Genomic DNA, 24,788 nt, shown 5'->3' on the forward strand with positions numbered 1-24,788 from the left:
TAAATTATTCCTTTTTATACTGACTGTGATTTTAGAAGCTTTTTGCCAAGAGCACCACCTGGATGGAATGTTGCAAAATTTTCTTTTGTGAATCCCTTAAGTTCAGATAATGTGCATGCGATAGCATCTCCCACAACTAAAACTCCAGTCGAGCTATTTGTTGGAGCTAAATTTAGCTTGTCAGCTTCATGATCAATAGGTATGACTAGCACTTGATCACATTGTTGGGCTAAAGATGAATTTTCATTTCCTGTAAATGCAATTAATTTTGTACCGATTCTTTTAAGAGAAGGAATAGGAGCTAATATTTCTTTTGTTTCACCACTATTTGAAATAAGAATAACTGTATCATTTTCTTGTATCATTCCTAAATCACCATGAACACTTTCTGTTGCATGGACAAAGAATGATGGTGTACCAGTACTTGAAAATGTGGCAGCCAGTTTTCTACCAATTAAGCCTGATTTACCGACACCCATAAAAATCAGTTTTCCCTTTATATTTAATAATGTATTTATAACTGAATCATAATTTTCATTTACATTATTATTGATTTCTTCTATAGCGTCAATTTCACTTTGAATAAAGCCATGAACTAACTCTGAATAATTTTTGGACATTTATATTACCTCCATAATGATTTTCTACCTTCATTCTCAATCAAATATTCATAAACGGTCAATTGTGATTGTTTCCACATTGTGTTTGTAATCGGTTACCAGGTACAATGTTACATACTTCACTATCCTTAGTGAACGCCTATATATCAACAATTTAAGCAAATTAATATTTGTCATGATTGTAATTTATGTAGACTGCTTGCCAAAATATGAAAGCGATTACAGTTGTTTTGGGTCTTAATACGAAATTATAATGAACTCGTAAAAGAAATTGGGCGGTGTTGTTAATGATTGAGAGAATTATACAAGAGGATTTGATAAAACTGAATATTGAGGCTAGTGATTGGAAAGATGCAGTTAAAAAATCTGCACAACCTCTAGTTGATGATAACTACATTACAGATAATTATGTTTCTGAAATAATTAATTCTGTTAATGAATATGGACCTTATTTTGTCATTGCTCCTCATGTAGCATTGGCACATGCACCAAGTGAAGCCGGAGCTGAGTCATTAGCAATGGGTATCTCTACTTTACGACCAGCAATAAAATTCAATAATGCTGATAATGATCCTGTTTCTTATGTGTTTACTTTAAGTGCACCAGATAGTGATTCACACCTTAAGGCAATGCAGGAATTAGTTGGTTTATTATCTGGAGATGAATTTTATAAGGTTTTGGATGAGGCACAGAGTCCAGAAGAGATTTTACAATTTATCAAAGATTCAGTATTAAATAAAAAAATATCCTAATAGGATAGTGGAAGGAAGTACATATTATGGTTAAAGCATTAGTAGCATGTCGTGCAGGAGTTGGATCAAGTTTAATGTTGAAGATTAAATTGAATGAGGTTATTAGTGAACATAAATTACCAGTTCAAGTGGAACACTCATCATTGGATGGGTTGCCAAGTTTCGATGGTCCCATCATTGTTTCATTAAGTGATGTTGCAGAAGAATTAAAAGAACAGGGAATAAAAAAAGAAGTAGTAGGAATTAAGAATATTCTTGATAAAGATGAAATTTATACAAAACTGTCAGCAGCACTAAAAAATATTGGTGAAGAATAATATTAAATAAAATTCCGAGGGGGACGGATGTATGAATTTCTTAGTAAGTTTACTATCTAATCCGGCAATTCTATTAGCTATTGTTTCTTGTATTGGTTTAGTTGCACAACACAAAAAAGGTACCGAGGTTTTAACTGGTACTTTTAGAACTGCTATTGGATTCTTAATTTTCGGTGTTGGTGCCACTACAATGACGGGAACACTACAAAATTTTAACGTTATGTTTCAAAAAGGCTTTCATTTAACTGGTGTTATCGCCTCACCAGAAGCTGCAACCGCATTGGCTCAAGGTAAATACGGATTTGTAGTTTCAGTTACATTAATTATGGGATTTATCATGAACTTGGTATTTGCCAGAATTACACCATTTAAGAACGTATTCTTTACAGGTGGTCATAGTTTATTCTTCGCCTGTGTTCTAGCATTAATTCTTAAATCATACGGATATAGTAATACGATCGCTATTATTATTGGTGGTACATTGTTAGGATTCGTTTCTGCTGCATTACCACAATTGTGTCAACCATTTATGAGAAAAATCACTGGTGGAGACTTTCAAGCTATCGGTCACTTTAATATGATTGGATATGCTCTATCTGGTTTACTTGGTGGAGTTTTCAAAAAGCATAAAGATCAAACAACAGAAAATATTAATTTCCCACAATGGCTATCATTCTTCAAAGATTTCTTAATGGGTGTTGCGGTTGTTATGATTATTATTTTCTACGTGGCTGCTCTTGCTGCAGGTAAGACGGTTGTTACAAAACTATCTGGTACAACAGATTGGCTAGTATTCCCAATGATTCAGGCTCTAACATTTACAGCCGGAATTTCTATCTTGATGACTGGTGTTCGTATGTTCTTGGCTGAAATTACTGCAGCTTTCGTTGCCATTTCAGAAAAGTTCATTCCTGGATCACGTCCTGCTTTGGATGTTCCAACAATTTTCCCATTCGCACCAACAGCTGTTTTGGTTGGTTTCTTGAGTTCATATGTTGCTGGCTTGTTAGCAATTGTTGTAATGGTGTTTATGAAGTTCCCTATCGTTATTATTCCAGCCGCTCATATTTGTTTCTTCTCCGGTGGTACAGCCGGTGTGTTCGGTAATTCAACTGGTGGTTGGAGAGGTGCTGTATTAGGTTCATTCGTAGTTGGACTATTATTAGCTTTCTTACCATTACTTCTATATCCAACATTTTCTGGAATGGGTATTACAGGATCAACATTCCCTAACGTTGATTACAACGTAGTTGGATCATTATTAAACTGGTTCTTAGGTTTAATTCACTAATTCAAATTTTAGGAGGAATTTTAATTTATGGTTGATGTTTCAGGAATCATCGTTGCAATGGTTACACCTCTTGATGATAACCAAGATATTAGTTATGAAAAGACAGCTAAACTGTTGGATCACTTATTAGAGCATAAAATCAACGGAATTTTCATATTAGGTACAAATGGAGAAGCTTATGCTTTAACTCAAGATGAAAAATATGATTTTGCTAAATATGTAATTAATTATGTTGATGGCAGAACAAATGTTTATGTAGGTACTGGATTAAACAGTACTAGAGAGACAATTGAATTCAGTAAAAGAATTGCTACATTGAATCCTGATGCTTTATCTGTTGTTACTCCATATTTTGTTGCACCTACACAAGAGGAATTGATTACTCACTTTGAGAAACTTGCAGATGCAGTATCAGTACCCATTATTATTTATAATATGCCTGGTAAAACAGGTGTTAACGTTGATCCAGAAACGATTGCTGTTTTATCCAAGAATAAAAATATTGTTGGTGTAAAGGATAGCTCTGGAAAAATTGATAATATGAAAGGCTATTTGAAACTGCGTAATGATGATAGCTTTGCAGTTCTATCAGGTTCTGATTCTAAAATATTGGCTCTATTAGAAGCTGGTGGGGATGGTGCCATCGCTGCCACAGCGAACTTATTAACACAGAATGATGTTGATATTTATCAATATTTCAAAGATGGAGATTTGGATAATGCAGAAAGATGTCAAAAACAAATTGAACCATTGAGAGAAATATTACACATGCGTACTACTCCAACAGCATTAAAGGCATCGGTTACCGCTTCAGGTGTTGATGTTGGACCTGCACGTTATCCTGCAAGTATGCCTACTGCTGATCAGGAGGATAAGATCAAAGAAATGGTTAAGTACTATAGGGACAACAAGATTATTTAGAGGTGTATTTTATGAAGAAATTAGATCGAATGAATAGAATTATTAATTCTGGTGCTCTTGCAGTTGTTCGTGCTGAAACGGATAGAGTGGTTGAAATTGCTGAAGGAATTGTAAAGGGCGGTGTAGATGTTATGGAAGTTAGCTATACAATAGCTAGCGCTCCAGAATCGATTAGAACACTGCAAAAGAAATTTGGTGATAAATTACTAGTTGGTGCTGGAACCATTTTAGATGGTCCTACTGCTAAAGATGCAATTGCTAATGGTGCAGACTTTATCTATTCACCTATCTTTGATAAGGATGTTGCAGTATTATGCAATCAATATCAAATACCGTATGCCCCCGGATGTACCTCAGTTACAGAGGCCATTGAGGCATTACGAGCAGGAGCAACATTTGTAAAGATATTCCCTTATGGTGGTATCGTAGGTCCAGACCTTATTAAAACTATGAAAACTCCGATTCCATACTTGCCACTTATCGAGTCGGGCGGTGTAAATGTGGATAATGTAACAGAATGGTTTGAATCCGGAGTTGATGTTGTAGGAATTGGTGGAGCTTTGTCTAAAGGCTCTGTTGATGATATTGCTAAAGCTGCTTCGATATTTAGAAAGAAAATTGACGAGTTCCGTCAAAAATAGTTTTTAAAGCTGTCAGTCTTATATTTTATAATAAGACTGTCAGCTTTTTGCGAATCTAAGAGGGGGAGCTTTAATGTTAGATAAAAAGCAGTTACAAATTATTGATAAACTAATTCAGAATCCAGTTTTGACAAAAGATGAATTAACCAAGAGCCTTTCACTAACTGATCGTCAAATTGAGTATTCTATTGAAAAGTTAAACCAATATTTATCTAGTCAAGGTAAAAAAAATATTGATTCTGAAGGTGTTTATATAACAATACCAAGTGCCACGTATAAGTTTCTATTGAGTATAAGAGTTTCCGATAATTTAACGTCCTTAAAGGGCTATATTTTGAGTACGGAAGAACGTAGACTATTTTTAATTTTATTATTATCAACGAATAATGATTATTTATCGTTAGTACATTTACAAGAGCTACTTCAAGTGAGTCAATCAACGGTTTCAAAAGATTTGAAACAATTAGAAGCAAGTCTTTTAGATGATCAATTGAAAATTAGTTATGATCGGAAAAACGGTTATAAAATAATTGGAAATGAAAATGCTATAAGAAGTTATTTAATAAAATCAGTTGCTAATGAATTAGTTGAGAATAGGGCTGATTTATTAAACGATTTTATAAAAATTAATAGTGATTATAAAATTAAAGACATATTTGATTTAGTTTCCACTTCTTCTAATAAATATAGTATTGATTTTGTAGAGAATAGATTGAGAGAATTTTGTTATATTTTAGTTATAATTTTAAATAGGTTAACTATGAAACCTAATTATATTCCTTCTAAAGCTAAGTACTATGAAATTAGTAAAACGAATGAATTTGCTTTTTCAAAAGAAGTTTTAGAGAAGTTGGGTATAACTAATGTGAATACCGTTAAATATATTACAACAATTGTTTTATGTTTGAGTATAGGTGGTTATGACAACTTAATTGAAGATAAGCATATTTATGATATTACTAGTTCAATTGTAAAAAAGTTTTCAGATATATCAGGAATTAGTTTTGTTGATAATGACAAAGTAGTACATCAATTGTTTACGCACTTTAGATCAATGTATTTTAGGCTTCAATTTAAGTTTCCAATTACAAATCCGTTAACAAAACAAGTTATTCATGAGTATGGTGAGATATTTACCCTTGTTACTCAGGCGGTTGTTCCATTCAGAGAAGAATTGGGTAAGATTCCTGATGAAGAAATAGCGTTTTTGACAATTCACTTAATTGGTTTTATTTATAACTCTAATAGTCAGAAGAAACATTTTCTTTCAGCAGCTATTGTTTGTCCAAATGGAATTGGAAGCTCAGCTTTAGCTTATCTTCAACTAACGAGTCTTTTCCCAAATATAAAATTTCTAATGCCATTTCCTTATGCTGACTTAAATAAACATATAGAAGAAATTGATATGATTTTTTCTACTTTTTATCGTAGTGAGTTATTTGCAAAAGGTAAACCATGCTTTGTTATTAATCCCATTATGACCACAAATGACAAATATTCTATAATGCAAAAAGTTAATAGTGAATTTTCTACTACTGATTTTGTTGTGCCAACGTTAGACTCTGTCATGAGGATTATTAGTAATAATATTAGTGATTCTGATACATTGAATCGAATACGTAAAGAATTATCTGATAATGTATTTAAACCAAAAGCGGTATTTAATAAACATAAAATTTCATTATTGGATGTTTTGAAACCGGAGTTTGTAAGATTAAAATTAAAAGTTACTGATTTTTCTTCAGCCGTTAATATGGCTGCTGAACCGTTATTAAATGAAAAAATTATCGATCAGAGTTATGTCGATGAAATAACTAAGCAGATTGATGATCATGAGTCCAATTTTATTATTGCTCCTGGTATTGCTTTGCCCCATACAAATCCACAATATGGGGCTAAAAAAATAGGTGTTGGTCTTGCAACTTTAGAAAAGCCCATAATTCTGGGTAGTAACAAAAAAATCAAATATATATTTATTTTAAGTGCAATTAATTCTACAGATCACTTAAGCGCACTTCAAGATTTAATGTTCTTATTGAATATGAAAAGCTTCTTAAATTTGTTGGATGATTCTGAGACGACAATTGACGATGTAATGAACTTTATTTACAAACAATTAAATGACTAGTTTAAAAATATTTGGAAACTATGGAGAAAATTGATGGAAGTATACTTTGTCAGACATGGTCAAACTATATTTAATGTAATATCTAGAATGCAAGGATGGTCGGATACACCACTTACTGAGCAAGGAATTGACGATCTGAAGGTAACTGGAAAATATCTTGAGAATACAAAGTTTGATGCAATTTATAGTTCAGATTTAAAGAGAGCAGTAGATACCGCGGAAATAATAAAAAAGGAAAATAGGGAAGATCCCCCTGAGATAAGGGTTAGTGATAACTTTAGAGAAATCTTTTTTGGCTTTTTTGAAGGTTCAGAAGCTGCTAAGACTTGGAATATGTTGGGGAAACCATATGGATGTAATACCCAAAATGAAGTGGCACAAAAATATTCTATTGAATTTGCACGAAATATTTTAAAAGATGCAGATCCAAAACATTGGGCAGAGAATTGTGAAGATTTGGGAGTTAGAATAGATCGTGCGTTTAAACAATTGTTAAAAGAGAACGATGATGATTCTCGAGTCTTGGTCGTAACTCATGGAGCATATATAGAGACTTTATTGTTAAAATATTTTAAATCTTTTTTTGGAGATTCTAGAGCATTCCCTGAAAACGGAAGTATTTCAATTATAAAATTGACTAATAATAATGTTGAATTGAATAAGTTTAATATAATTCCCAGTAGGATTCATTAGCGTACTTAGGGGGCAATCGAAAGGTTGCTCCTTTTTTTTGTTGTTATTTTTGTAAAATCTGAAGCAAAAAATGTGAACATAATTTCATTGATACCGTTTACATATGTAAAAAATGATGCTATTGTATTGGTATCAGATATGAAAGGGGTTTCAAAAATGAAACTATCAAAATACATTGATCATACATTATTAAAACCAGAAGCTACAGAAGAACAAATAGATAAGGTAATCGCAGAAGCTAAAGAATATGATTTTGCGTCAGTTATGGTAAATCCATATTGGGTAAAGCATGTTCATGAATCACTTGAGGGTAGTGATGTAAATACTGCCACAGTAATTGGTTTTCCTCTAGGAGCTAATACAACAGCTATTAAAGTTGCTGAATCAAAGCAAGCAATAGCCGATGGTGTTGATGAGCTAGATATGGTAATTAACATTGGTGAATTAAAGGGTAAAAACTATGACAACGTTGAAAAAGATATTAAAGCCGTTGTTGAAGAAGGACATTCAAATAAGAAAATCGTCAAAGTAATTATTGAAACAGCACTTCTAACTGATGATGAAAAAGTTAAAGCTGCTAAATTAATTATGGAAGCTGGAGCAGACTTTGTTAAAACATCAACAGGATTTTCAACTAGTGGCGCAAAAGTAGAAGATGTCAAATTACTAAAGGATACAGTTGGAGATAATATTCAGGTTAAGGCTTCAGGTGGTATTCATTCTAAAGAGGAAGCCCAAGCAATGATAGATGCAGGTGCTACAAGATTGGGAACTAGTGCAAGTATGAAAATTGTCAATGGCTAGAAAAAGCTAAGTAGGAAAGGATAAATAATGGAAAATACATCAGCAAGTAAGACAAGCAGCCATGGATTTCATCTTTTTAAACTTCATGCAAAACAAATGGATGATGGATATTTAAATAAGATACCAATTTTTCAATTTATTTTGCTTTCATGTCTATTTCCAATGTGGGCTGCCGCAGCAAGTTTAAATGATATTTTAATTACACAGTTTAAAACTATTTTTACATTAAGTAATTTCGCAAGTGCCTTTGTTCAAAGTGCATTTTATGGTGGATACTTTGTAATTGCTATTCCAGCATCAATCGTAATCAAGAAGACATCTTATAAGATTGCAATTTTAATTGGTCTGTTATTCTATACGGCTGGTTGTATGCTATTCTTCCCAGCATCTACCATGGCGACATATAGTGTTTTCTTAGTAGCCTTATTCGCAATTGCTATTGGACTTAGTTTTTTGGAAACGTCGGCAAATACATACAGTTCTTTACTTGGGCCTGAAAAATCATCAACATTGAGATTGAATATTTCACAAACATTCTATCCTGTTGGTGCCGTTACAGGTATTTTGCTTGGTAAGTATTTAATCTTTGGATCTGGTGCTAGTCTTGAAAAGCAAATGAGTGGTTTATCAGGAACAGCTAGAATTGCTTTTGGTGAGCAAGCATTGCAAAAAACATTGCTTCCTTACAAATACATTATTGTTGTATTAATTGCCGCAATTATAATTTTTGCACTAACAGAATTTCCCGCAAGTAAAGTAAAGAGTGATGTTTCTGCTAAGGGTGCCAAAATCACAGAGACATTGAAGTACTTACTTCATAACAAGCCATTTAAAAAGGGCATTTTCACACAATTCATGTATATCGGAATGCAGACGGCTGTATGGTCATTCACAATTCGGTTAGCAATGAGTTTAAATACAAGTATTAATGAGCGTGATGCTTCAACATTCATGATCTTTAGTTATATTGCATTTTTCGTGGGAAAAGTTGTAGCCAATTTCTTAATGAATAAGTTTGGTTCTTCACGAGTACTTGTTTGGTTTAGTATCATCGGATCTATTGCTTTAATATATATTATTTTTGTTCATAATATGACGGCTGTTTATTCCGCAATATTAGTAAGTGGTTTATTTGGTCCATGTTGGGCAACTATATACGCTAAGACATTGAGTACTGTTAAAGATAAGCGCCATACTGAAACAGCCGGAGCCATTATTGTTATGTCGATTATTGGTGGTGCATTTATTCCTTTGATTCAAGGACTAGCTGCTGATATGACTAAATCAATGTCATATTCATTTGTTGTTTCATTAGTATGTTTCGTCATTGTTTTGTTCTATTCATTGGGTCAAGTCAAACAAGACAAGTAGTTAATTTGGTATAGATTAAATTTAATTAGGAGACTTTAAGATGACAAGTACAATTCATTTAACACATAGTTTATTTAATGAAAAACCATTTAAGGTTTTAGAAAATGATAGTTTTTCCGTTGAATCATTTATTTATCCTTCAGGTGTCGAAGGATTGAAGGTAAGTAATTCTCGAGGACATTTAACATTGTTACCATACATGGGAATGATTATCTGGGACGCAATATTTGATGGTCAATCATTGAAAATGAAAGATATGTTTTCACAACCGCTTCCTGGTAAGGGAATTGCTGATACATATGGTTGTTTCCAATTCTCATCAGGTTTATTAGCTAATGGTACTCCTGGACCTGAAGATAATTATCAATTACATGGTGAATTTCCAACTTCAAAGATGGTGGATGCCTATATTGAACTGGATGGTGATTCATTGAAGGTTGGTAGCAGCCATGAATACGTTAAAGGATTTGGATATCATTATTTAGCAAAACCTAGTGTTACTATGCACAAGGATAGTGGTCTATTTGATATCAAGATGAGTGTAACTAATTTATTAAAGGATCAAAAGATGCCACTACAATACATGTGTCATATGAATTATGCATATCCAGAAAATGCAACAATGACACAATCAGTCCCTGATGATGCTTTCAAGTTACGTGAGAGTGTTCCAAGCCACGTTCATCCAACAAAAGAATGGTTGGCATATAACGACGAACTTAAGGCAAGTGGAAAAATTATTAATAAGTTAGATGACTCTAGTCGTTATGATCCAGAAATTGTATTTTTCACAAGTGATTTAACAAAGTTTGCTGATAAGGCTGAATTTAGAATGAATTTGGAAAATGGAAAGAACTTTGTAACTAAGATTACTACTTCGGAATTCCCCATCGTAACTCGTTGGATTTTATACAATAAAGATCAACAAGTAGCAGCGTTCGCACTTCCAGGCACAAGTCGTCCAGAAGGATATCATGCAGCTGAAAAAGCCGGAACATTAATTTTCTTAAATCCATTAGAGGAACGTAAATTCAGTGTAACTACTGGGTTAGAACATTAGGAGGTAAACAGAAATATGAGTGATATTACTGTAATCGGATCAAATATGATAGATTTAATGACTTATTTAGATAGAATGCCTGTTGAGGGTGAGACTGTATCTGCACCAGAGTTTGAAATGGGTTTTGGTGGAAAAGGTGCTAATCAAGCTGTAGCGGCTTCAAGATTAGGATCAGATGTAAGTTTCATTTCTATGGTAGGTCATGACAATTTTGGTAAAGAGCAACTAGAAAATTTTAGAAAATCAGGTATTGATACAACTGGTATTGGTGTTGGTGATTGCAATAGTGGTGTTGCTCCTATTTTTGTTGATCCATCTTCAGACAATAGAATTATTGTTATTAAAGGTGCTAATAATGAATTAACTCCAGAAGTCTTAGATCAATATGAAGATAAGATTAAGAATTCTAAGCTGATCGTGTTACAACAAGAAATTCCGTTGGAAACTAATTATCATGCCATTGATCTGGCTGTTAAAAATGATGTTCCTGTCCTATTGAACCCAGCTCCGGCTAATAAAGATTTGAATTTGAAATATGTTTCTAAAGTGGAATTTTTCTCTCCAAATGAAACTGAATTAGCTACATTGACGGGCTTACCAACTGATAATTTGGATGAAATTAAAATTGCCGCTAATGCTCTTATTGAAAAAGGTGTTGGAAATATAATTGTTACACTAGGTTCAAAGGGAGCTTTGTGGGTAAACAAAGAACATAGCGAAATTGTACCTGGTAAGAAAGTAGCAGCGATAGATACAACTGGTGCAGGAGATTCATTTATTGGTTCATTTGCACATTATTTCACGGAGGGTGAAAGTGTTCCTGAAGCTCTAAAACATGCTAATGAGTATGCAGCTGTTACAGTTACAAGAAAGGGTACACAAAAATCATATCCAACCAAAGATGAATTAGAAGAAATTTTAAAAGTTGAAGCTTAAAAAAAACGGCATGTTGATTTTCAACATGTCATTTTTTTTGCTATATGTGGTAATGTTAATTTATAAGCATTTAAGGAGCACTACAATGGATAGTACGGATACAAAAAGAATAAAGCAATCACTTAGAGTTGCTAGATATTATTATCAAAATAATTTGGATCAAAGTAAAATTGCTAAAGAATTGGGATTGTCAAGGCCTACAGTCTCACGTTTACTTCAATACGCACGAGATAATGGATATGTGGAGATAAATATTAAAGATCCATTTGCAGATACTACTAATATAGAAAAAGCATTAGAGAATAAATATGCACTATCAAAAGTGATAGTAGCATATGCACCATCTAATGATTATAGAACAATTATTGAGAGTATTGGAAAAGCTGGTGCTGAATATCTTGAGAGTATTGTGAAGGATAACGATATTGTTGGTGTTACTTGGGGAAAAACAATGAGGGAAATTGCTAATAATTTAACACCCGAAAATAATAATCAACAAGGAGTTCAAGTTGTACAGTTAAAAGGCAGTGTGACACATTCAATGACAAATAACTTTGCTAATGAAGTTATTAATGATTTTACAAATGCTTTTCACGCAAGTTCCGAGAGCTTACCTCTGCCCGTTATTTTTGATAATTCTGAAACGTGTAGATTAGTTCAAGAGGATCGCCATATTGACTATATAATTCAGCAAGGGAAGAGATCCAGCATAGCTTTATTTACAGTAGGTACTGTAAGAGATGATGCATTACTATTTAATTTGGGGTATTTAAATGATAAAGAAATTTCTAAATTAAAAAAAGAAGCTGTTGGTGACATAAGTTCTAGATTTATAGATTCTAATGGTAGAATTGCTGATCCAGAATTAAACAGTCGTACAATTGGTATAGACTTGGAAAGCTTAAAAGATAAGGAATATTCTATTTTAGTTGCTGGAGGGGAAAGAAAATTGAATTCTATCCATGCTGCTTTATTAGGTAAATATGCGAATATTTTAATTATTGATGAGAGTACAGCTAAAAAATTAATTAAATTATAGAATAAAAAAGTCCTAAAAATCATGTTTAAATTCAAATTTTTAGGACTTTTTTATTCTATTTTTTTTACAGAATTACCAATTTCCAGAGAGTCTCTAATTATATTACTGTCTATATTACCGTTGTTGTCATTAAGAGATTCTATGGCTTTTTCTAAAGTATCTGTAGCAAGTTGATCAATATTTTGTTTTATACATGTAACCTTTGGATCTATTATTTCTTGTGAATCCAATTGTCCAAATGAGACTAAGGATATATCCTCGGGTATTTTTAAATTCATTTTATGTATTGCTTGTATAATTCCGATGGTCATTAAGTTATTGGAACTAAAAATTGCTGTATAGGGATCAGAACGGCTTAAATTTTCTTTTAAGAACTCTAGTGTGTTTTCGTAAGCGTTTTCTTGCTTATAGTATCCTTTAACGATACTAGATTCTTCAAATGGTATGTTGTTTTCTTGCAAGGCAGCTTTATAACCAAAAAGTCGATCCTGAGCGGTTACTGCAGTATCAGTACCAGAGACAAACATTATTTTTTTATGACCATTTTGTATTAGATATTCAGTTAGGATTTTTGATTCTGAGAAATTATCACTTCCGACAAATGGAATATCTAGTATTCCCATATTTCGGTCTATTAATACTACTTTTGTTCCAGAGTTATTAAGTTTACGTAGTATTTCGATATTTTTAGCGGCTGGAGATATAACAATCGCATCAACATCTTTATCCTGTAATGTACTTAAAATTCTTTTTTCTTTTTTTTCAGATTCGTCAGTATTACAGACAAGAAGGTTATACCCTTTTTCAAATAATCCATCGTCAATTTTTTTTGCTATTCGTGAGTAATAAGGATTGTTTATATCAGCTACAACTAATCCTACTAGGTTAGATTTTTTTGTTCTCAAATTTCTCGCAGTTGAGTTTCTACTGAAATCTAATTCCTCGATAGCTTGCATTATTTTATTACGAGTTTCACTTTTTACTGGATAGTTCCCATTTAGAACCCTTGAAATGGTAGTTATGGAAAAACCAGATAATTCAGAAACGTCTTTTATGGTCGCTTTTTTCATATTTATTCTCTTTTATGTAAATATTATTGATATATAAAATGTTATCACAACTAAAAATATAAAGTCTAGCAACTTTATTTAGTTTAACAGAAAACCTTTTCTATGATAATTTTAGGTAATTATATAGTTATTCTTGCGTAATATGCCTAAATACGATCTTAATTAGATGATTTAAACAGGAAAAGTATAAAAATAATATTGACAGCGTTTACAAAACGATATATAGTTTTGTTGTAACAGAAAACGTTTTCTATATAAAAATAAAGGAGATCTAAAAATGCTTACATCAAAATTATTACACCCAGCTATTCTACGTGCTATCGCAAATTGTGGACATGGGGACAAAATTCTTATTACAGATGGAAATTATCCATTGGACTCGGATGTTAACGAATCTACAGAAAAAATTTATTTGGCTTTAAAACCTGATTTGCCAACAGTTACAGATGTATTGGAAACATTAAATACACAAATTAATTTTGAAAAAGCTGAAGTTATGACTCCAGGTGAAGGTGAACAGCCAGCCATTTACGATGATTTTAAAGAAATTTTGGATATGAAGGATCTATCAAAATTAGGACGTCAAGAATTTTACGACGCATGTAAGAAATCAACAAATCTAAAACTAGGAATAAATACTGGTGAGACAAGAGTATTTGCTAATATTTTACTTACAGTAGGCGTTAGATAGTCTGTTTCTAAAGGAGTAAACATGGAAAAATTATCTATATTCAAACAAGTTATGACTGATGAATTAACGGCTGTTGAAGGTGTGTTAAAACGAGTAGATGATAATTCAAAGGATTATTCTAATATAATTGATAGCATTGTTAATTTGAAAGGTCGTTTGATTTTCACTGGTGTTGGTAAATCAGGTCATATCGGTGAAAAACTTGCTGCCACTTTTGCCAGTACTGGGACACCATCATTTTTTGTACATGCAACTGAGGCAATGCATGGTGATTTAGGAATGATTACGAAAAACGATTTAGTAATTGATATTTCTAATTCAGGCGAAACGAAAGAATCTATTGCACCAATAGACCCTATTCATAGAATTGGTGCAAAAATTATTGCATTAACTGGAAATAAGGATTCAACTCTTGCAAAAAAATCTGATTATTTGTTGGAAGTTCATGTAGATGGTGAAGCTGATAAATTTAATTTAGCCCCAACTAATAGCTCTACAGCGGTTCTTGTTACTGGAGACGCTTTGGCGATAACCGTTTCAGAATTGAAAGGATTCTCGGAAAAAAACTTTGGGATGTTCCATCCTGGTGGTGCATTAGGTAAAAGACTCTTAGAAGAAGGGGCAATATGAGGTGAGTAACATTGAAAAAAATATTAGTTATTGGTAGTTTCATGACTGATTTGGTAGTCCAGTCTGAACGGTTCTGTGAAGAAGGAGAAACAATAATTGGAAAATCATTCAATCAATTTACCGGTGGTAAAGGAGCCAATCAAGCTGTTGCTGCAGCAAGATTAGGCGGGAATGTTGAGATGATTGGTGAACTAGGGAAAGATTCATTTGGCAGTGATCAAATTGATTCTCTAGAGAATAACAATGTTAAACATGAAAATGTTTTGTTTACTGATAAAGCAAAGTCAGGAATTGGTAATCCACAATTGGATTCGTCAGGAAAAAATAGAATAGTTGTTATTCCTGGAGCAAATATGGAATTAAAGCCATCTGATTTGGAAAACTTAGATGATGTAATTCAAAGTTCAGATATTATAGTACTTCAATTAGAAATACCTTTGGAGACGGTTTATAAGGCCATAGAATTAGGTAATAAATATAATAAAATTGTTATTTTAAATCCAGCTCCAGCAGCTGAATTAGACTTAAAATATGCTTCAATGGTTTCGTATATGACCCCTAATGAACATGAAGCTGAATTACTTACAGGTGTTGATACCAGTACCGAAGCCGGAATTAAGAAGGCAGCTCAAGCCTTGTTAGATCAAGGATATCAAAATGTTCTGATAACATTAGGAGATAAGGGAAGTTACTTTAAGAATAATAATACTGAACTAAATATTTCATCATACAAGGTTGCGGCGGTTGATACCACTGCTGCTGGTGATTCATTCATTGGTGCATTTGCATATGGATTAGCTAATGATAAAGATGTTGAAGAATCATTGTCTTATGCATCGGCTGTATCAGCTATTGCAGTCACTAAAATGGGTGCCCAACCTTCGTTACCATCTAAAAAAGAAGTTGATGATTTCTTGACATCTAAAGCAACGGTCAACGAATAGGAGGTGGAACAATGAATAAGGCAAAATGGGTAGAGCAACCGGATGGATATTTGGATAAAACCCCAATTATTCAATTCATTCTAGTTACCATCTTATTTGCCCTTTGGGCAATTGCCGCAAGTTTGAATGATATCTTGATCACACAATTTAAGGCTGTTTTTTCATTGAGTGATTTTGCTACGGCGTTTGTACAGAGTGCTTTTTATGGCGGATACTTTATAATTGCAATTCCAGCATCAATATTTATTAAGAAAAACAGTTATAAGCTAGGTATCATAGCAGGGTTAGCAGCATTTTCATTAGGATGCTTCCTATTCTTTCCAGCTTCAAGGCTAGTTACATATCAAGTTTTCTTGTTTGCTATCTTTGTTGAAGCAATTGGATTAAGTTTTTTGGAAACTTCTGCCAATGCATATAGTTCATTGTTAGGTCCTAGAAAATCGGCAACGGTTAGATTAAATATTAGTCAAACTATGAATGCTGTTGGTGATATTATTGGTATTTTACTTGGTAAATATTTGATTTTTACTGATGGAAATTTAAAAGAAGAAATGGCTCATATGAGTAGACAAGCTGCTGAACAATATGGACAACAAGCATTGTCTAGAACATTGGCACCTTATAAGTATGTATTAATCGTTCTTGTGATTATGATAATTTTGTTTGCAATAACTAAATTTCCTTCTGGAAAGCCTCAAATAAAGGAAAATGAAAAAGGTGCTACTTTTGGAGAAACAATCAAGTATCTTCTTCATCGAGATCGTTATTGGAAAGGTGTTGGAGCACAATTTCTTTACATGGGTGTTCAAACAGGAGTTTGGTCCTTTACAATGCGTTTGGCCTTGGATATGTTTCCACACTTCAATGAACGATTTGTAGCCAACTTTATGTTGTACAGTTATATTTGTTTCTTTATTGGTCGTTTCGTAGCAAGTTATTTATTATCTCGTTATTCCGAGACAACAGTTCTTTCTATTTATTCATTAATAGGTACGTTGATGATTTTGTATATTACGTTTGTTCCAAACATTACGGCAATATATGCTGCTGTTGGAGTAAGTTTAGTATTCGGCCCATGTTGGCCAACAATCTTTGCTAGAACTCTGGAAATTGTTGACGATAAGCGTCATACGGAAACTGCAAGTGCTTTTATTGTTATGGCAATTGTAGGTGGTGCTATTCTTCCAATGTTCCAAGGATTGCTTTCAGACTTCACTAATATGCAATTTTCATTCTTACTACCAACAATTGAAATGGCAATTGTATTCTTATACTTCTTAGGCGAGCATAAGTTTGATAAAGAAAATAACATAAAAGAATCTTAGAAATATAATATTTCATGAAAAAGTATTGATGTTGGATAGCGTCAATACTTTTTGCTTTTTTAATAGTAAACTATTAGTAGAAAGTATTCTGTTTAAGAAAGAGGTAATTCATGAAAGTATATTTCGTAAGACACGGTCTAACAATGTTTAATAAGATGGACAAAATGCAAGGTTGGTCCGACACTCCTTTGACTGACGAGGGGATATCAGTTTTGAAGAGGACCGGTGATTACCTCAAGAATACCCACTTTGATGCAATTTACAGTTCAGACCTTAAGCGTGCGGTCGATACTGCCAACATTATTAGGGATGAAAACTTAGTCAGTGACGCTGACGTTCAACAGAGTTTTAATTTTCGTGAAATGTGCTTCGGATCATTTGAGGGAGATAATGTGGCGGTAGTGTGGAAGCAAATTGCCGCGAAATACAATTGCTCGACTCAAGAAGAGCTGGCAAGTAAGTTTTCAGAATTCATTGCTCGTGGAGAACTGAAAAAGGCCGATCCGTTAGGGATTGCTGAAGATGCATCTGATGTTAGTGTTCGAATCGATAGAGGGTTAGATCAGTTGCGTCATGAGAATAACCCGGAATCTACGATCTTAGTTGTTTCTCACGGCGCCTATCTTGAAACATTGGTCCTCAAATATTTTAGTGATAAGTATAATTTGTCTAATGCATTTCCAGATAATGGAAGTATCACTACTACTGAATTGACTGATAATAGTTTTGAACTTGATAAGTTTAATTTGTTGCCATAGTAAAAGTCACACTTCAATTTTCTAGTGAAGTGTGACTTTTTTCAATGCAACAATGCTCCTATTAATAAAAATAGTCGGTTAGAAAACCATGATACAAATTAAACTTTGTTATACTAACAATATAAATAGGGGGGATTTTTATGATTACTTGTCCAAACTGTGGTGTGGCAAATAAGAAGGGAGTCAAGTTCTGTCCGAAGTGTGGAACAAGACTCTCTGGGGAAGATACTAGCAATAATTCAAAGGCAAGTTCAACGCAGACTAGTGAACGTATTCAGACATTAAAGAAGCACTCAATGAATTACTTCGAGTGGTTTGTTAATTCGATTAAGAGCCCATCGGTAGTCTCTAATGATAATAAATACTTCGGTCTAGTAACGCTACTATTGAATATATATTTCATGTTTTGGGGAACAGAATATTAGTTACTATTGTTGATGCGGCCAATGGATTTTTGAATGCCTTCAATCAGGATACTAGTTCAACTGCAGCAATTCCAACAGGATTTTCATTATACGTTCGTTTATTAATGATAGTTCTGATTTATAATGCTATTTTTGCTTTGATAGGTTTTCTATCACGTAAGTATTTAATCGGTGAAAATATCAGCTTGTCTAATTATTTGAATCAACTCGGTAGTTATAGCAATGCTATGTTGATTGCTGATGTAATAAGTATCGTTCTCTTATGGGTAACGATCCCGGCAGATTTTTCAACGATCGAAACTAATCACGGCTTCATCTATGTCTTTATATTCGCCTTGTCACTCTTATCGCTGATGTGGTCAATTGCGTTCATCGGCTCGATTCTGATCTCAGCTAATAAAGCTAAGATGGATAAAATTTATGTAGCAATCATTGCTGAAATAGTCGTAGGTATTGTCTTATTCATTATATTCAAAGGTGTGTACAGTTCAGTTGCCGCCAACTATTCTAGCCTTGGGACTAGTTTGATAGGAGTATTGAGTTGAGTAATATAAAGAAGCTATTCTGCTCGGCTTTGTTGATAATCTTGGTATTGTCGGTTGCAGCTTGTTCGCAACAAAAGACTAAATCTAGTGGCGATAATGTTAAGGTTGAACATAAGCAGAGTAAGAAAACTTCTAAAACTAAAAGTGAATCTAAGAATAAGACAATTCTTTCAGACTTGAAGAATTCTAAGAAAAAATCTCTGAAGTATTTTGCACTCGGTGATTCGTTGTCAGTCGGGTTATTTTCCAATTCTACGCAAACACGATTTACTAGTTTATTTGCGGATGAATTGCGCAAGGGAACTGGCAAATCGGTCACTGAAGACAATACTTCATCAGTCGGTAAGACCGTGACTAACTTTGGCTTACCAAACGTTCAAACTGTGATTGCAGCTGATCCTGATATTGTAACGATTGAATTTGGAACCAATGATTCGGCTTATGGAGTAGATCAAAAAAATCTCGGTGATTTTGTAACAAATCTAGATAGTCTCGTTGATCAAGTTAAGAATCAGACTAGTGCTAAGATATTATTGATGACGACGTGGTCGCCTAGTGATGGCAAGTATATTGCTAACGATGCGATTTATGATCGTGAAATCAAGCGGATCGGAAATAAGTATGGTGTGCCAGTGGTTGATCTAGCGACTATCTGGAAGAATAATCCGGACGTTACCAAGAATGATCTGGGTTATAGCCAAGTCTATAACATCCAAAAGGATACTTTCCATCCCAATCAAAAGGGTCACGATGAGATTGCTAAATTACTGTATGAAACCATTAAGAATCAAGAAATGAAATAGGGGGATAAATTATGGGAAAATTAGAGTACTGCCCTAATTGTGGTCATAAAATCGAGCCAGATAATGATTTCTGTCCCAATTGTGGTTTTGACATCAAAAAATTCATTGAAGAGAATAAAGAAGAGAGTGCTGAAGAAAAATCGGTTGAATCAAGTCCAGAACCTACTCCTGATAATCAGGCTACTGAACCAAGACCAGCTCAACAGACTGACAGTCAACCTGATCAATCCAGCAATCAACCACCAAAGAAACACAATAAAGCACTGTGGTGGATCGTAGGAATAATAATCGTCTTGTTGGGTGGATATTTGTTAGGTAACTGGTACTATGGAAAAAATCGCCAAGTCCAATCTTTACAAGATGAAGTTACGAGCGGTAAAACTGGTGAGATGAAACTGGCATTAGTTGATGAGAATGGCAACACCTTATCGACTAAAAAAATCGGAGCTTTGAAGAGATTGTACATTAAAGATAGTTCAGCTATTCAAAAAGTTAGAAATCAAATCAATAGTAATGATGAAGATAACAGCTTTTCAGTTCAGGAGTCAGGCAAGATGCTCGGTATCTTTAAGAAATATAAGGTCCGAGTACGTAATCAAGAATTATCGATCGATACTAACATCGACAATCCTACTTTTACCGTTGATGATAAGAGTGTAGCTGCCAGAGTGGATGGTGACGAGTACAAACTCTCTGATCTGACACCAGGAGTGTATGACATCACAGTGAAGAGTCGGAATAAGTCTGATCAAGATAAGTCTAAGCAAGTGACGATACACATCGGTGATGACGACAATGAAGTTACTATGAATGTTGAAAAGATCAAACAGACGACAACTAAGGACAATGACGACGAAGACAACGATCGAGAAGATGATAATGATTCTGATGATCTTGATACGAACGACTCGGACGACACTGAGGATTCTAATGACAATGATGAATCCAGTTCAAGTGATTCGTTAGTCGGTGATTATACAGGTGATCCTGATCTATCGTTATATTCAGATGGCAGTTATCAATTAGGCGATAAGTCAGGAACTTATCAAGTCGTAAATAGAAATGGTAATCACATTCAAATCAAATACAATCAAAGTGGTGGAGGCTCAGTTACAGAGTCTTACAGCTTTGATGGAACAGAATTATATTCTTCTAAGTATGATGAATCATGGTATAAGTGGAATTAAAAATTAAGCATCCAAACTATTAAGTGAGGATGCTTTTGTTTCGTCACCGTTATAACGGTGCACTCAAGATGCTACCACGATGCAACTAAAAGGTGCTAGTCAGTTTTCTCGGCGTGGATATATACTGAGAATGAATCGAGGAGAGAACAATGCAAATAGCTAAACAGTTACAACAACATCGTAAGAAGCACAATATGTCTCAAGAAGATTTGGCAGAACAGCTACATATTTCGCGACAATCGGTTTCTAAGTGGGAAAATGGTACATCGTTGCCTAGCTTCGCTAATGTTGTTGCAATCAGTGAATTGTTTGATATCTCTCTAGATGAATTAATCAAAGGAGACGAGAATCTGATGAAAGAATTAGAGAATGGTCCAAAAATGAATAAAGCAGGTTTCGTGGTGGTAACGGGAATTTCATTAGCAATCGTTGCGTATATATTTTTAACAGCTGTCTTTCATTTATCTGAAAACAATTTATATAATTGGATTACAATACCGATTATTGTTTCGTTTATTGGTCTGGTTTTGAGTATCAAGTGGAGCAATATTGATAAAATAATTTCAAAATGGACAGTGGCTTTAGCAATCATCTGGATAACTTTGATGATGATACCTAATATCTACGATATTGTGGCAGGTTTTTTGGATGGTTGTAATCATCGTTAGAATTCACAAAAAGGAGCTTGGCAAAATTGCCGAGCTCCTTTTAAGCTGTCTTCATAATACGAGTTTCTTCTTCTAGGATTGCATCGAGTACTCGTTCAGAGATCAAACCAACTTGACCAGGATTATGTTTATCCTTAGACCCATCAGTTTCGTAATAGTTAGTTGAATTTTTCATGACAACGATGTGATCGGCCATTCGTGCAGCTTCTTCAACGTCGTGGGTAACGAGGATCGTAGTTAGATTTTGCTTTTTGCAGATATCTAAGATCAAATCTTGCATCTTACGACGTGTCAAGGCATCCAAAGCACCAAGTGGTTCATCGAGTAAGAGTATTTCAGGATCAGTCATCAAGGCACGAGCTAGAGCGACACGTTGCTTTTGACCACCGGACAATTGATTTGGATATTGATCGGCGTATTCACTTAATTCTACTAAGTCTAACAATTCTTTAGCGTGCGCAATTTCTTCGGGATCCTTTGATTTGAAAGATAAGTTTTCAATTACTGTCATCCATGGTAAGAGACGATCTTCTTGGAACATCATTCTAGTCGTTGACTTGTTGTTCTTGGCGATGTCGATCGAACCAGTAGTGGGTTTTTCTAATCCAGCAATCAGCCGCATCAAGGTACTTTTACCACCACCACTCATACCAACTAGGGCGAGGAATTCTCCTTGATGGATGTCTAAGTTAACATCTCGTAAGGCAGTTAAATTGTCATACATTTTACCAATATTATTTATTTTGATCATTGTATTTGTATTCATTAGGCATTGCTCCTTCCAGTGGTTTGCCATTCTAGTAATAGACTTTCAAAACTTTTGGCGATTAAATCTGATACTTTACCCAAAATTGCGTATACGACGATACACAAGACGACGGTTTCCATATCGACAAAGTCTTCGGCGTTATTAGCCATGTATCCGATACCTGAACTAGCGGAGATCGTTTCAGCCACAATCAAGGTCGTCCACATAACACCGAGAGCATAGCGAATACCTACTAATATTTGTGGTAAGGCAGCGGGGAAGATTACTTTTTTGAACATATCGAATTTTGATAATTCATAAGATTGACCCATTTCGATCAAGTCTTTGTCGACGGAACGAATACCAGCATATGTGTTGATATATACGGGAAACATTGTTCCAATCGCTACCAAGGAGATCTTGGCGGATTCGTTGATTCCTAACCACAAGATGATCAAGGGAATGAGTGCTAAATGGGGAATGTTTCGAAACATTTGAATCGATGAATCGAATAATAGGCTGAAGGTCTTGGACATTCCGTTAACGAAACCGAGAATGAATCCAACACCACCACCGATCAATAGACCGATAGTTGCACGGTATAGACTAATGCTTAAATTCTTGGGTAGTTCTCCGCTGGCAGTTAGTTTTATACCATCTTGAAGAACGGCGAGAGGTGATGGTAATACGGAACTGGATAACCAGCCGACTGAACTGGCTAGTTGCCAAACTAAGACCAAGATCACAGGAATCAGAAAAGGCAGAGTCTTTTCATATGGGATGTTGAATTTTTTTATTAACGGCTTAGTGGGAGTATCGATATCAATTGGTTTTTGCATACATTAAGCCTCCTTGATGTATTGTTTTTCTTCGATTTCTTTGGCTAGTAAGGTACGTTGGACTTTACCGGTAGCGTTCTTTGGTAGTGATTGACCGAAGATATATTCTGTAGGGCGTTCGGCGGGCATTAGTTGGTTATTGGCTTGATTTTTAAGGAGTGCCAATTGATAACGATGGTCAGTCTGATCGTCGTTAGTAATGATGACTGCAGTCACAGCCTCACCGTAGATTTTGTCACTAGTACCGACCACGGCAATCTCTTTGATGAACGGTAGGACCTTTAGGCAATCTTCAACGGCAAGGGGATTAACATTTTCACCACCACGAATGATCATTTCTTTACGACGGCCAACGATGAACAAATAGCCATCATCGTCGATCTTACCTAAGTCACCTGTTAATAAATAACCGTCGGAGAAGGTTTCTGGTTGTGGATCAAGATAATGGTCGATCACTGATGGACCTTTGAGGGCGATTTCGCCGACTTGATCAGGCCCTAGTTCTTTTAGATCATTGTTCAGAATTCTTACATCAGTGCCGAAGGGGATTCCGACACTGTTTTGCTTGGGTGCATGGAGAGGATTTTGAGCAATTTGGCTGGCGGCTTCAGTCATTCCGTAACTTTCTATCAAAGGGATGTCGAAGCGGTATCTGAATTCCTCATGAGTACTTGGTAAGAGTGGGGCTGAAGCAGTTCTTAAGAATCGTAACTTGTTGCTCTTAGGCTGTTCATCACGTTGTAATAGGATCTCAATGATAGCTGGAGTTAGTGAGACCCAGGTTAATTGTTCATCGAAGACTTCTTTCCAGAATAAGTGGGCACTGAACTTCGGTCTGAAGATCAATTGTCCATCGGAAAGTCTAGTAGCAAGATTGGAAATTACCATAGCGTTGACGTGGAAGAGTGGCATGACGATCATAGTACGATCGAAATCAGTTAGGTCTTCACTTTCAATGATATTATTGGAATTCGCAAATAATTGTTCGTGAGTTAAACCGACTCGTTTGGGCTTGCCAGTTGTTCCTGAGGTATGCATGATAATGGCAAATTGATTGTCAAAGGGAACTTTGGCAACGTGTGCTTCATGAATTCTTCTAATGTAGAGTTCTACTTCGGGTTCATGCAGGGTCGTCAATTTAGGGCGTTTTTCGAAGGTGGTTGCCAGAGTATCTGGTTCTTCGATATCTGAATTGAGGATCATAGCAGAGTAGTTGTATTGTTCTTCGAATTCGTTCAATTGGATATCAGTAACAGCTGGATTGATCGGGTGTACGATCGCACCGATTTCCCACAAAGTTTGAACGACTAATGAATAAGTGACCGAGTTATTTAAGGCAACTAGAACGACATCATTGTAGCCGATACCTTGATTTTGGAAATATTGTAACCAAGTTTCACGTTCTTCATTTAATTCGGAACCATTGTACCAGTGCTTTTCAGCATCTTGCATAATTGGTCTGGTAGGATTATTAGTTAATTGTTGTTTTAATTGAGTAGTTAGTTTAGACATATGTATCACCAAGTCCTTTCGAGTACGTGGTTTTTATTAAGTTTGTTTTTCTCTGATTGAATAAACCTAG

The 24,788-nt window shown here is 34.6% G+C and carries 27 protein-coding genes; 22 read left to right on the forward strand and 5 right to left on the reverse strand.

Features of this window, described 5'->3' with window-relative positions; all coding sequences use genetic code 11:
• Positions 1-14 precede the first annotated feature (14 nt).
• Positions 15-620, reverse strand: coding sequence for a KpsF/GutQ family sugar-phosphate isomerase (locus tag U8519_RS06645; RefSeq protein WP_334329538.1), 606 nt, complete (start codon positions 618-620; stop codon positions 15-17).
• Between the two features lie 287 nt (positions 621-907).
• Here U8519_RS06645 and U8519_RS06650 point away from each other — a divergent pair, with 287 nt between their 5' ends.
• The 12 genes from U8519_RS06650 (at position 908) to U8519_RS06705 (ending at position 12,573) form a co-directional block, all read left to right on the forward strand.
• The gene (locus tag U8519_RS06650; protein WP_334329539.1) at positions 908-1,372 is read left to right on the forward strand and encodes a PTS sugar transporter subunit IIA; all 465 of its coding nucleotides are present in this window, start codon (positions 908-910) and stop codon (positions 1,370-1,372) included.
• A 26-nt stretch (positions 1,373-1,398) separates the two neighbouring features.
• Positions 1,399-1,689, forward strand: coding sequence for a PTS sugar transporter subunit IIB (locus U8519_RS06655; protein WP_334329540.1), 291 nt, complete (start codon positions 1,399-1,401; stop codon positions 1,687-1,689).
• 31 nt (positions 1,690-1,720) lie between these two features.
• The gene (locus U8519_RS06660; RefSeq protein ID WP_334329541.1) at positions 1,721-2,980 is read left to right on the forward strand and encodes a PTS ascorbate transporter subunit IIC; all 1,260 of its coding nucleotides are present in this window, start codon (positions 1,721-1,723) and stop codon (positions 2,978-2,980) included.
• Between the two features lie 27 nt (positions 2,981-3,007).
• Positions 3,008-3,901, forward strand: a complete 894-nt coding sequence (dapA, locus tag U8519_RS06665) for a 4-hydroxy-tetrahydrodipicolinate synthase (RefSeq protein WP_334329542.1) — start codon at positions 3,008-3,010, stop codon at positions 3,899-3,901.
• Positions 3,902-3,912: 11 nt separating this feature from the next.
• Positions 3,913-4,542, forward strand: coding sequence for a ketohydroxyglutarate aldolase (locus tag U8519_RS06670; RefSeq protein ID WP_334329543.1), 630 nt, complete (start codon positions 3,913-3,915; stop codon positions 4,540-4,542).
• Between the two features lie 73 nt (positions 4,543-4,615).
• Positions 4,616-6,670, forward strand: a complete 2,055-nt coding sequence (locus U8519_RS06675) for a BglG family transcription antiterminator (protein WP_334329544.1) — start codon at positions 4,616-4,618, stop codon at positions 6,668-6,670.
• 33 nt (positions 6,671-6,703) lie between these two features.
• Positions 6,704-7,363 (forward strand): histidine phosphatase family protein, encoded by a 660-nt coding sequence (locus U8519_RS06680; RefSeq protein ID WP_334329545.1) that lies wholly within the window; start codon positions 6,704-6,706, stop codon positions 7,361-7,363.
• 156 nt (positions 7,364-7,519) lie between these two features.
• Complete coding sequence (gene deoC / locus U8519_RS06685) at positions 7,520-8,167, forward strand: deoxyribose-phosphate aldolase (protein WP_334329546.1); 648 nt, start codon at positions 7,520-7,522, stop codon at positions 8,165-8,167.
• Positions 8,168-8,194: 27 nt separating this feature from the next.
• A complete protein-coding gene (gene fucP, locus U8519_RS06690; RefSeq protein ID WP_442892131.1) occupies positions 8,195-9,538 on the forward strand; it encodes an L-fucose:H+ symporter permease in 1,344 nt (447 codons plus the stop codon).
• Between the two features lie 40 nt (positions 9,539-9,578).
• Positions 9,579-10,598 carry an aldose 1-epimerase family protein gene (locus tag U8519_RS06695; protein WP_334329547.1) on the forward strand — a complete coding sequence of 340 codons (1,020 nt, stop codon included), beginning with the start codon at positions 9,579-9,581 and terminating at the stop codon, positions 10,596-10,598.
• A 15-nt stretch (positions 10,599-10,613) separates the two neighbouring features.
• Entirely contained in the window at positions 10,614-11,534 is a 921-nt protein-coding gene (rbsK, locus tag U8519_RS06700; RefSeq protein ID WP_334329548.1) for a ribokinase, read from the forward strand.
• Positions 11,535-11,619: 85 nt separating this feature from the next.
• Entirely contained in the window at positions 11,620-12,573 is a 954-nt protein-coding gene (locus tag U8519_RS06705; protein ID WP_334329549.1) for a sugar-binding transcriptional regulator, read from the forward strand.
• A 50-nt stretch (positions 12,574-12,623) separates the two neighbouring features.
• Here the strand turns inward: U8519_RS06705 and U8519_RS06710 are convergent, their stop codons facing one another.
• Positions 12,624-13,643 carry a LacI family DNA-binding transcriptional regulator gene (locus U8519_RS06710; RefSeq protein WP_334329550.1) on the reverse strand — a complete coding sequence of 340 codons (1,020 nt, stop codon included), beginning with the start codon at positions 13,641-13,643 and terminating at the stop codon, positions 12,624-12,626.
• 277 nt (positions 13,644-13,920) lie between these two features.
• On the opposite strand from U8519_RS06710, the gene U8519_RS06715 reads away from it, so the two are divergent.
• From U8519_RS06715 to U8519_RS06760, 10 genes are all read left to right on the forward strand, one after another.
• The gene (locus U8519_RS06715; protein WP_334329551.1) at positions 13,921-14,334 is read left to right on the forward strand and encodes an RbsD/FucU family protein; all 414 of its coding nucleotides are present in this window, start codon (positions 13,921-13,923) and stop codon (positions 14,332-14,334) included.
• Between the two features lie 21 nt (positions 14,335-14,355).
• The gene (locus tag U8519_RS06720) at positions 14,356-14,964 is read left to right on the forward strand and encodes a KpsF/GutQ family sugar-phosphate isomerase (protein ID WP_334329552.1); all 609 of its coding nucleotides are present in this window, start codon (positions 14,356-14,358) and stop codon (positions 14,962-14,964) included.
• An 11-nt stretch (positions 14,965-14,975) separates the two neighbouring features.
• A complete protein-coding gene (gene rbsK / locus U8519_RS06725) occupies positions 14,976-15,908 on the forward strand; it encodes a ribokinase (protein ID WP_334329553.1) in 933 nt (310 codons plus the stop codon).
• Between the two features lie 11 nt (positions 15,909-15,919).
• Positions 15,920-17,233: an L-fucose:H+ symporter permease gene (gene fucP, locus U8519_RS06730; RefSeq protein WP_334329554.1), complete on the forward strand. Its 1,314-nt coding sequence runs from the start codon at positions 15,920-15,922 to the stop codon at positions 17,231-17,233.
• Between the two features lie 110 nt (positions 17,234-17,343).
• Entirely contained in the window at positions 17,344-17,991 is a 648-nt protein-coding gene (locus tag U8519_RS06735; RefSeq protein WP_334329555.1) for a histidine phosphatase family protein, read from the forward strand.
• Between the two features lie 140 nt (positions 17,992-18,131).
• The gene (locus U8519_RS06740) at positions 18,132-18,416 is read left to right on the forward strand and encodes a zinc ribbon domain-containing protein (RefSeq protein WP_334329556.1); all 285 of its coding nucleotides are present in this window, start codon (positions 18,132-18,134) and stop codon (positions 18,414-18,416) included.
• Complete coding sequence (locus tag U8519_RS06745; RefSeq protein WP_334329557.1) at positions 18,398-18,961, forward strand: hypothetical protein; 564 nt, start codon at positions 18,398-18,400, stop codon at positions 18,959-18,961. Before U8519_RS06740 ends, U8519_RS06745 begins: the two co-directional genes overlap by 19 nt.
• Complete coding sequence (locus tag U8519_RS06750) at positions 18,958-19,764, forward strand: SGNH/GDSL hydrolase family protein (RefSeq protein WP_334329558.1); 807 nt, start codon at positions 18,958-18,960, stop codon at positions 19,762-19,764. The genes U8519_RS06745 and U8519_RS06750 overlap by 4 nt, the downstream gene beginning before the upstream one ends.
• Before the next feature lie 11 nt (positions 19,765-19,775).
• Positions 19,776-20,951, forward strand: a complete 1,176-nt coding sequence (locus U8519_RS06755) for a zinc-ribbon domain-containing protein (protein ID WP_334329559.1) — start codon at positions 19,776-19,778, stop codon at positions 20,949-20,951.
• Between the two features lie 149 nt (positions 20,952-21,100).
• Entirely contained in the window at positions 21,101-21,619 is a 519-nt protein-coding gene (locus U8519_RS06760) for a helix-turn-helix domain-containing protein (protein WP_334329560.1), read from the forward strand.
• A gap of 40 nt (positions 21,620-21,659) precedes the next feature.
• Here the strand turns inward: U8519_RS06760 and U8519_RS06765 are convergent, their stop codons facing one another.
• Genes U8519_RS06765 through U8519_RS06775 form a run of 3 tightly spaced genes read right to left on the reverse strand, consistent with a single transcriptional unit; the run spans position 21,660 to position 24,718 of the window.
• Complete coding sequence (locus U8519_RS06765; RefSeq protein ID WP_334329561.1) at positions 21,660-22,385, reverse strand: ABC transporter ATP-binding protein; 726 nt, start codon at positions 22,383-22,385, stop codon at positions 21,660-21,662.
• Positions 22,385-23,206 carry an ABC transporter permease subunit gene (locus U8519_RS06770; RefSeq protein ID WP_334329562.1) on the reverse strand — a complete coding sequence of 274 codons (822 nt, stop codon included), beginning with the start codon at positions 23,204-23,206 and terminating at the stop codon, positions 22,385-22,387. The genes U8519_RS06765 and U8519_RS06770 overlap by 1 nt, the downstream gene beginning before the upstream one ends.
• Before the next feature lie 3 nt (positions 23,207-23,209).
• On the reverse strand, positions 23,210-24,718 hold the full coding sequence (locus U8519_RS06775) for an AMP-binding protein (protein WP_334329563.1): 1,509 nt from the start codon (positions 24,716-24,718) through the stop codon (positions 23,210-23,212).
• Positions 24,719-24,788: the final 70 nt, after the last annotated feature.

The sequence above is a fragment of the Companilactobacillus sp. HBUAS59699 genome (genome assembly GCF_036913575.1).
Lineage (GTDB): Bacteria > Bacillota > Bacilli > Lactobacillales > Lactobacillaceae > Companilactobacillus.

Bases quoted from the DNA above. Each gene is read 5' to 3' on its own strand.
- U8519_RS06670 (WP_334329543.1), top strand. From the start codon at position 3,913: ATGAAGAAATTAGATCGAATGAATAGAATTATTAATTCTGGTGCTCTT.
- U8519_RS06695 (WP_334329547.1), top strand. From the start codon at position 9,579: ATGACAAGTACAATTCATTTAACACATAGTTTATTTAATGAAAAACCA.
- fucP (WP_442892131.1), top strand. From the start codon at position 8,195: ATGGAAAATACATCAGCAAGTAAGACAAGCAGCCATGGATTTCATCTT.
- U8519_RS06765 (WP_334329561.1), bottom strand. From the start codon at position 22,385: ATGAATACAAATACAATGATCAAAATAAATAATATTGGTAAAATGTAT.
- U8519_RS06675 (WP_334329544.1), top strand. From the start codon at position 4,616: ATGTTAGATAAAAAGCAGTTACAAATTATTGATAAACTAATTCAGAAT.
- deoC (WP_334329546.1), top strand. From the start codon at position 7,520: ATGAAACTATCAAAATACATTGATCATACATTATTAAAACCAGAAGCT.
- U8519_RS06755 (WP_334329559.1), top strand. From the start codon at position 19,776: ATGGGAAAATTAGAGTACTGCCCTAATTGTGGTCATAAAATCGAGCCA.
- U8519_RS06710 (WP_334329550.1), bottom strand. From the start codon at position 13,643: ATGAAAAAAGCGACCATAAAAGACGTTTCTGAATTATCTGGTTTTTCC.
- U8519_RS06645 (WP_334329538.1), bottom strand. From the start codon at position 620: ATGTCCAAAAATTATTCAGAGTTAGTTCATGGCTTTATTCAAAGTGAA.
- fucP (WP_334329554.1), top strand. From the start codon at position 15,920: ATGAATAAGGCAAAATGGGTAGAGCAACCGGATGGATATTTGGATAAA.
- U8519_RS06720 (WP_334329552.1), top strand. From the start codon at position 14,356: ATGGAAAAATTATCTATATTCAAACAAGTTATGACTGATGAATTAACG.
- U8519_RS06775 (WP_334329563.1), bottom strand. From the start codon at position 24,718: ATGTCTAAACTAACTACTCAATTAAAACAACAATTAACTAATAATCCT.
- rbsK (WP_334329548.1), top strand. From the start codon at position 10,614: ATGAGTGATATTACTGTAATCGGATCAAATATGATAGATTTAATGACT.
- dapA (WP_334329542.1), top strand. From the start codon at position 3,008: ATGGTTGATGTTTCAGGAATCATCGTTGCAATGGTTACACCTCTTGAT.
- U8519_RS06660 (WP_334329541.1), top strand. From the start codon at position 1,721: ATGAATTTCTTAGTAAGTTTACTATCTAATCCGGCAATTCTATTAGCT.
- U8519_RS06705 (WP_334329549.1), top strand. From the start codon at position 11,620: ATGGATAGTACGGATACAAAAAGAATAAAGCAATCACTTAGAGTTGCT.
- U8519_RS06770 (WP_334329562.1), bottom strand. From the start codon at position 23,206: ATGCAAAAACCAATTGATATCGATACTCCCACTAAGCCGTTAATAAAA.
- U8519_RS06715 (WP_334329551.1), top strand. From the start codon at position 13,921: ATGCTTACATCAAAATTATTACACCCAGCTATTCTACGTGCTATCGCA.
- U8519_RS06740 (WP_334329556.1), top strand. From the start codon at position 18,132: ATGATTACTTGTCCAAACTGTGGTGTGGCAAATAAGAAGGGAGTCAAG.
- U8519_RS06650 (WP_334329539.1), top strand. From the start codon at position 908: ATGATTGAGAGAATTATACAAGAGGATTTGATAAAACTGAATATTGAG.
- U8519_RS06735 (WP_334329555.1), top strand. From the start codon at position 17,344: ATGAAAGTATATTTCGTAAGACACGGTCTAACAATGTTTAATAAGATG.
- U8519_RS06655 (WP_334329540.1), top strand. From the start codon at position 1,399: ATGGTTAAAGCATTAGTAGCATGTCGTGCAGGAGTTGGATCAAGTTTA.
- U8519_RS06760 (WP_334329560.1), top strand. From the start codon at position 21,101: ATGCAAATAGCTAAACAGTTACAACAACATCGTAAGAAGCACAATATG.
- U8519_RS06680 (WP_334329545.1), top strand. From the start codon at position 6,704: ATGGAAGTATACTTTGTCAGACATGGTCAAACTATATTTAATGTAATA.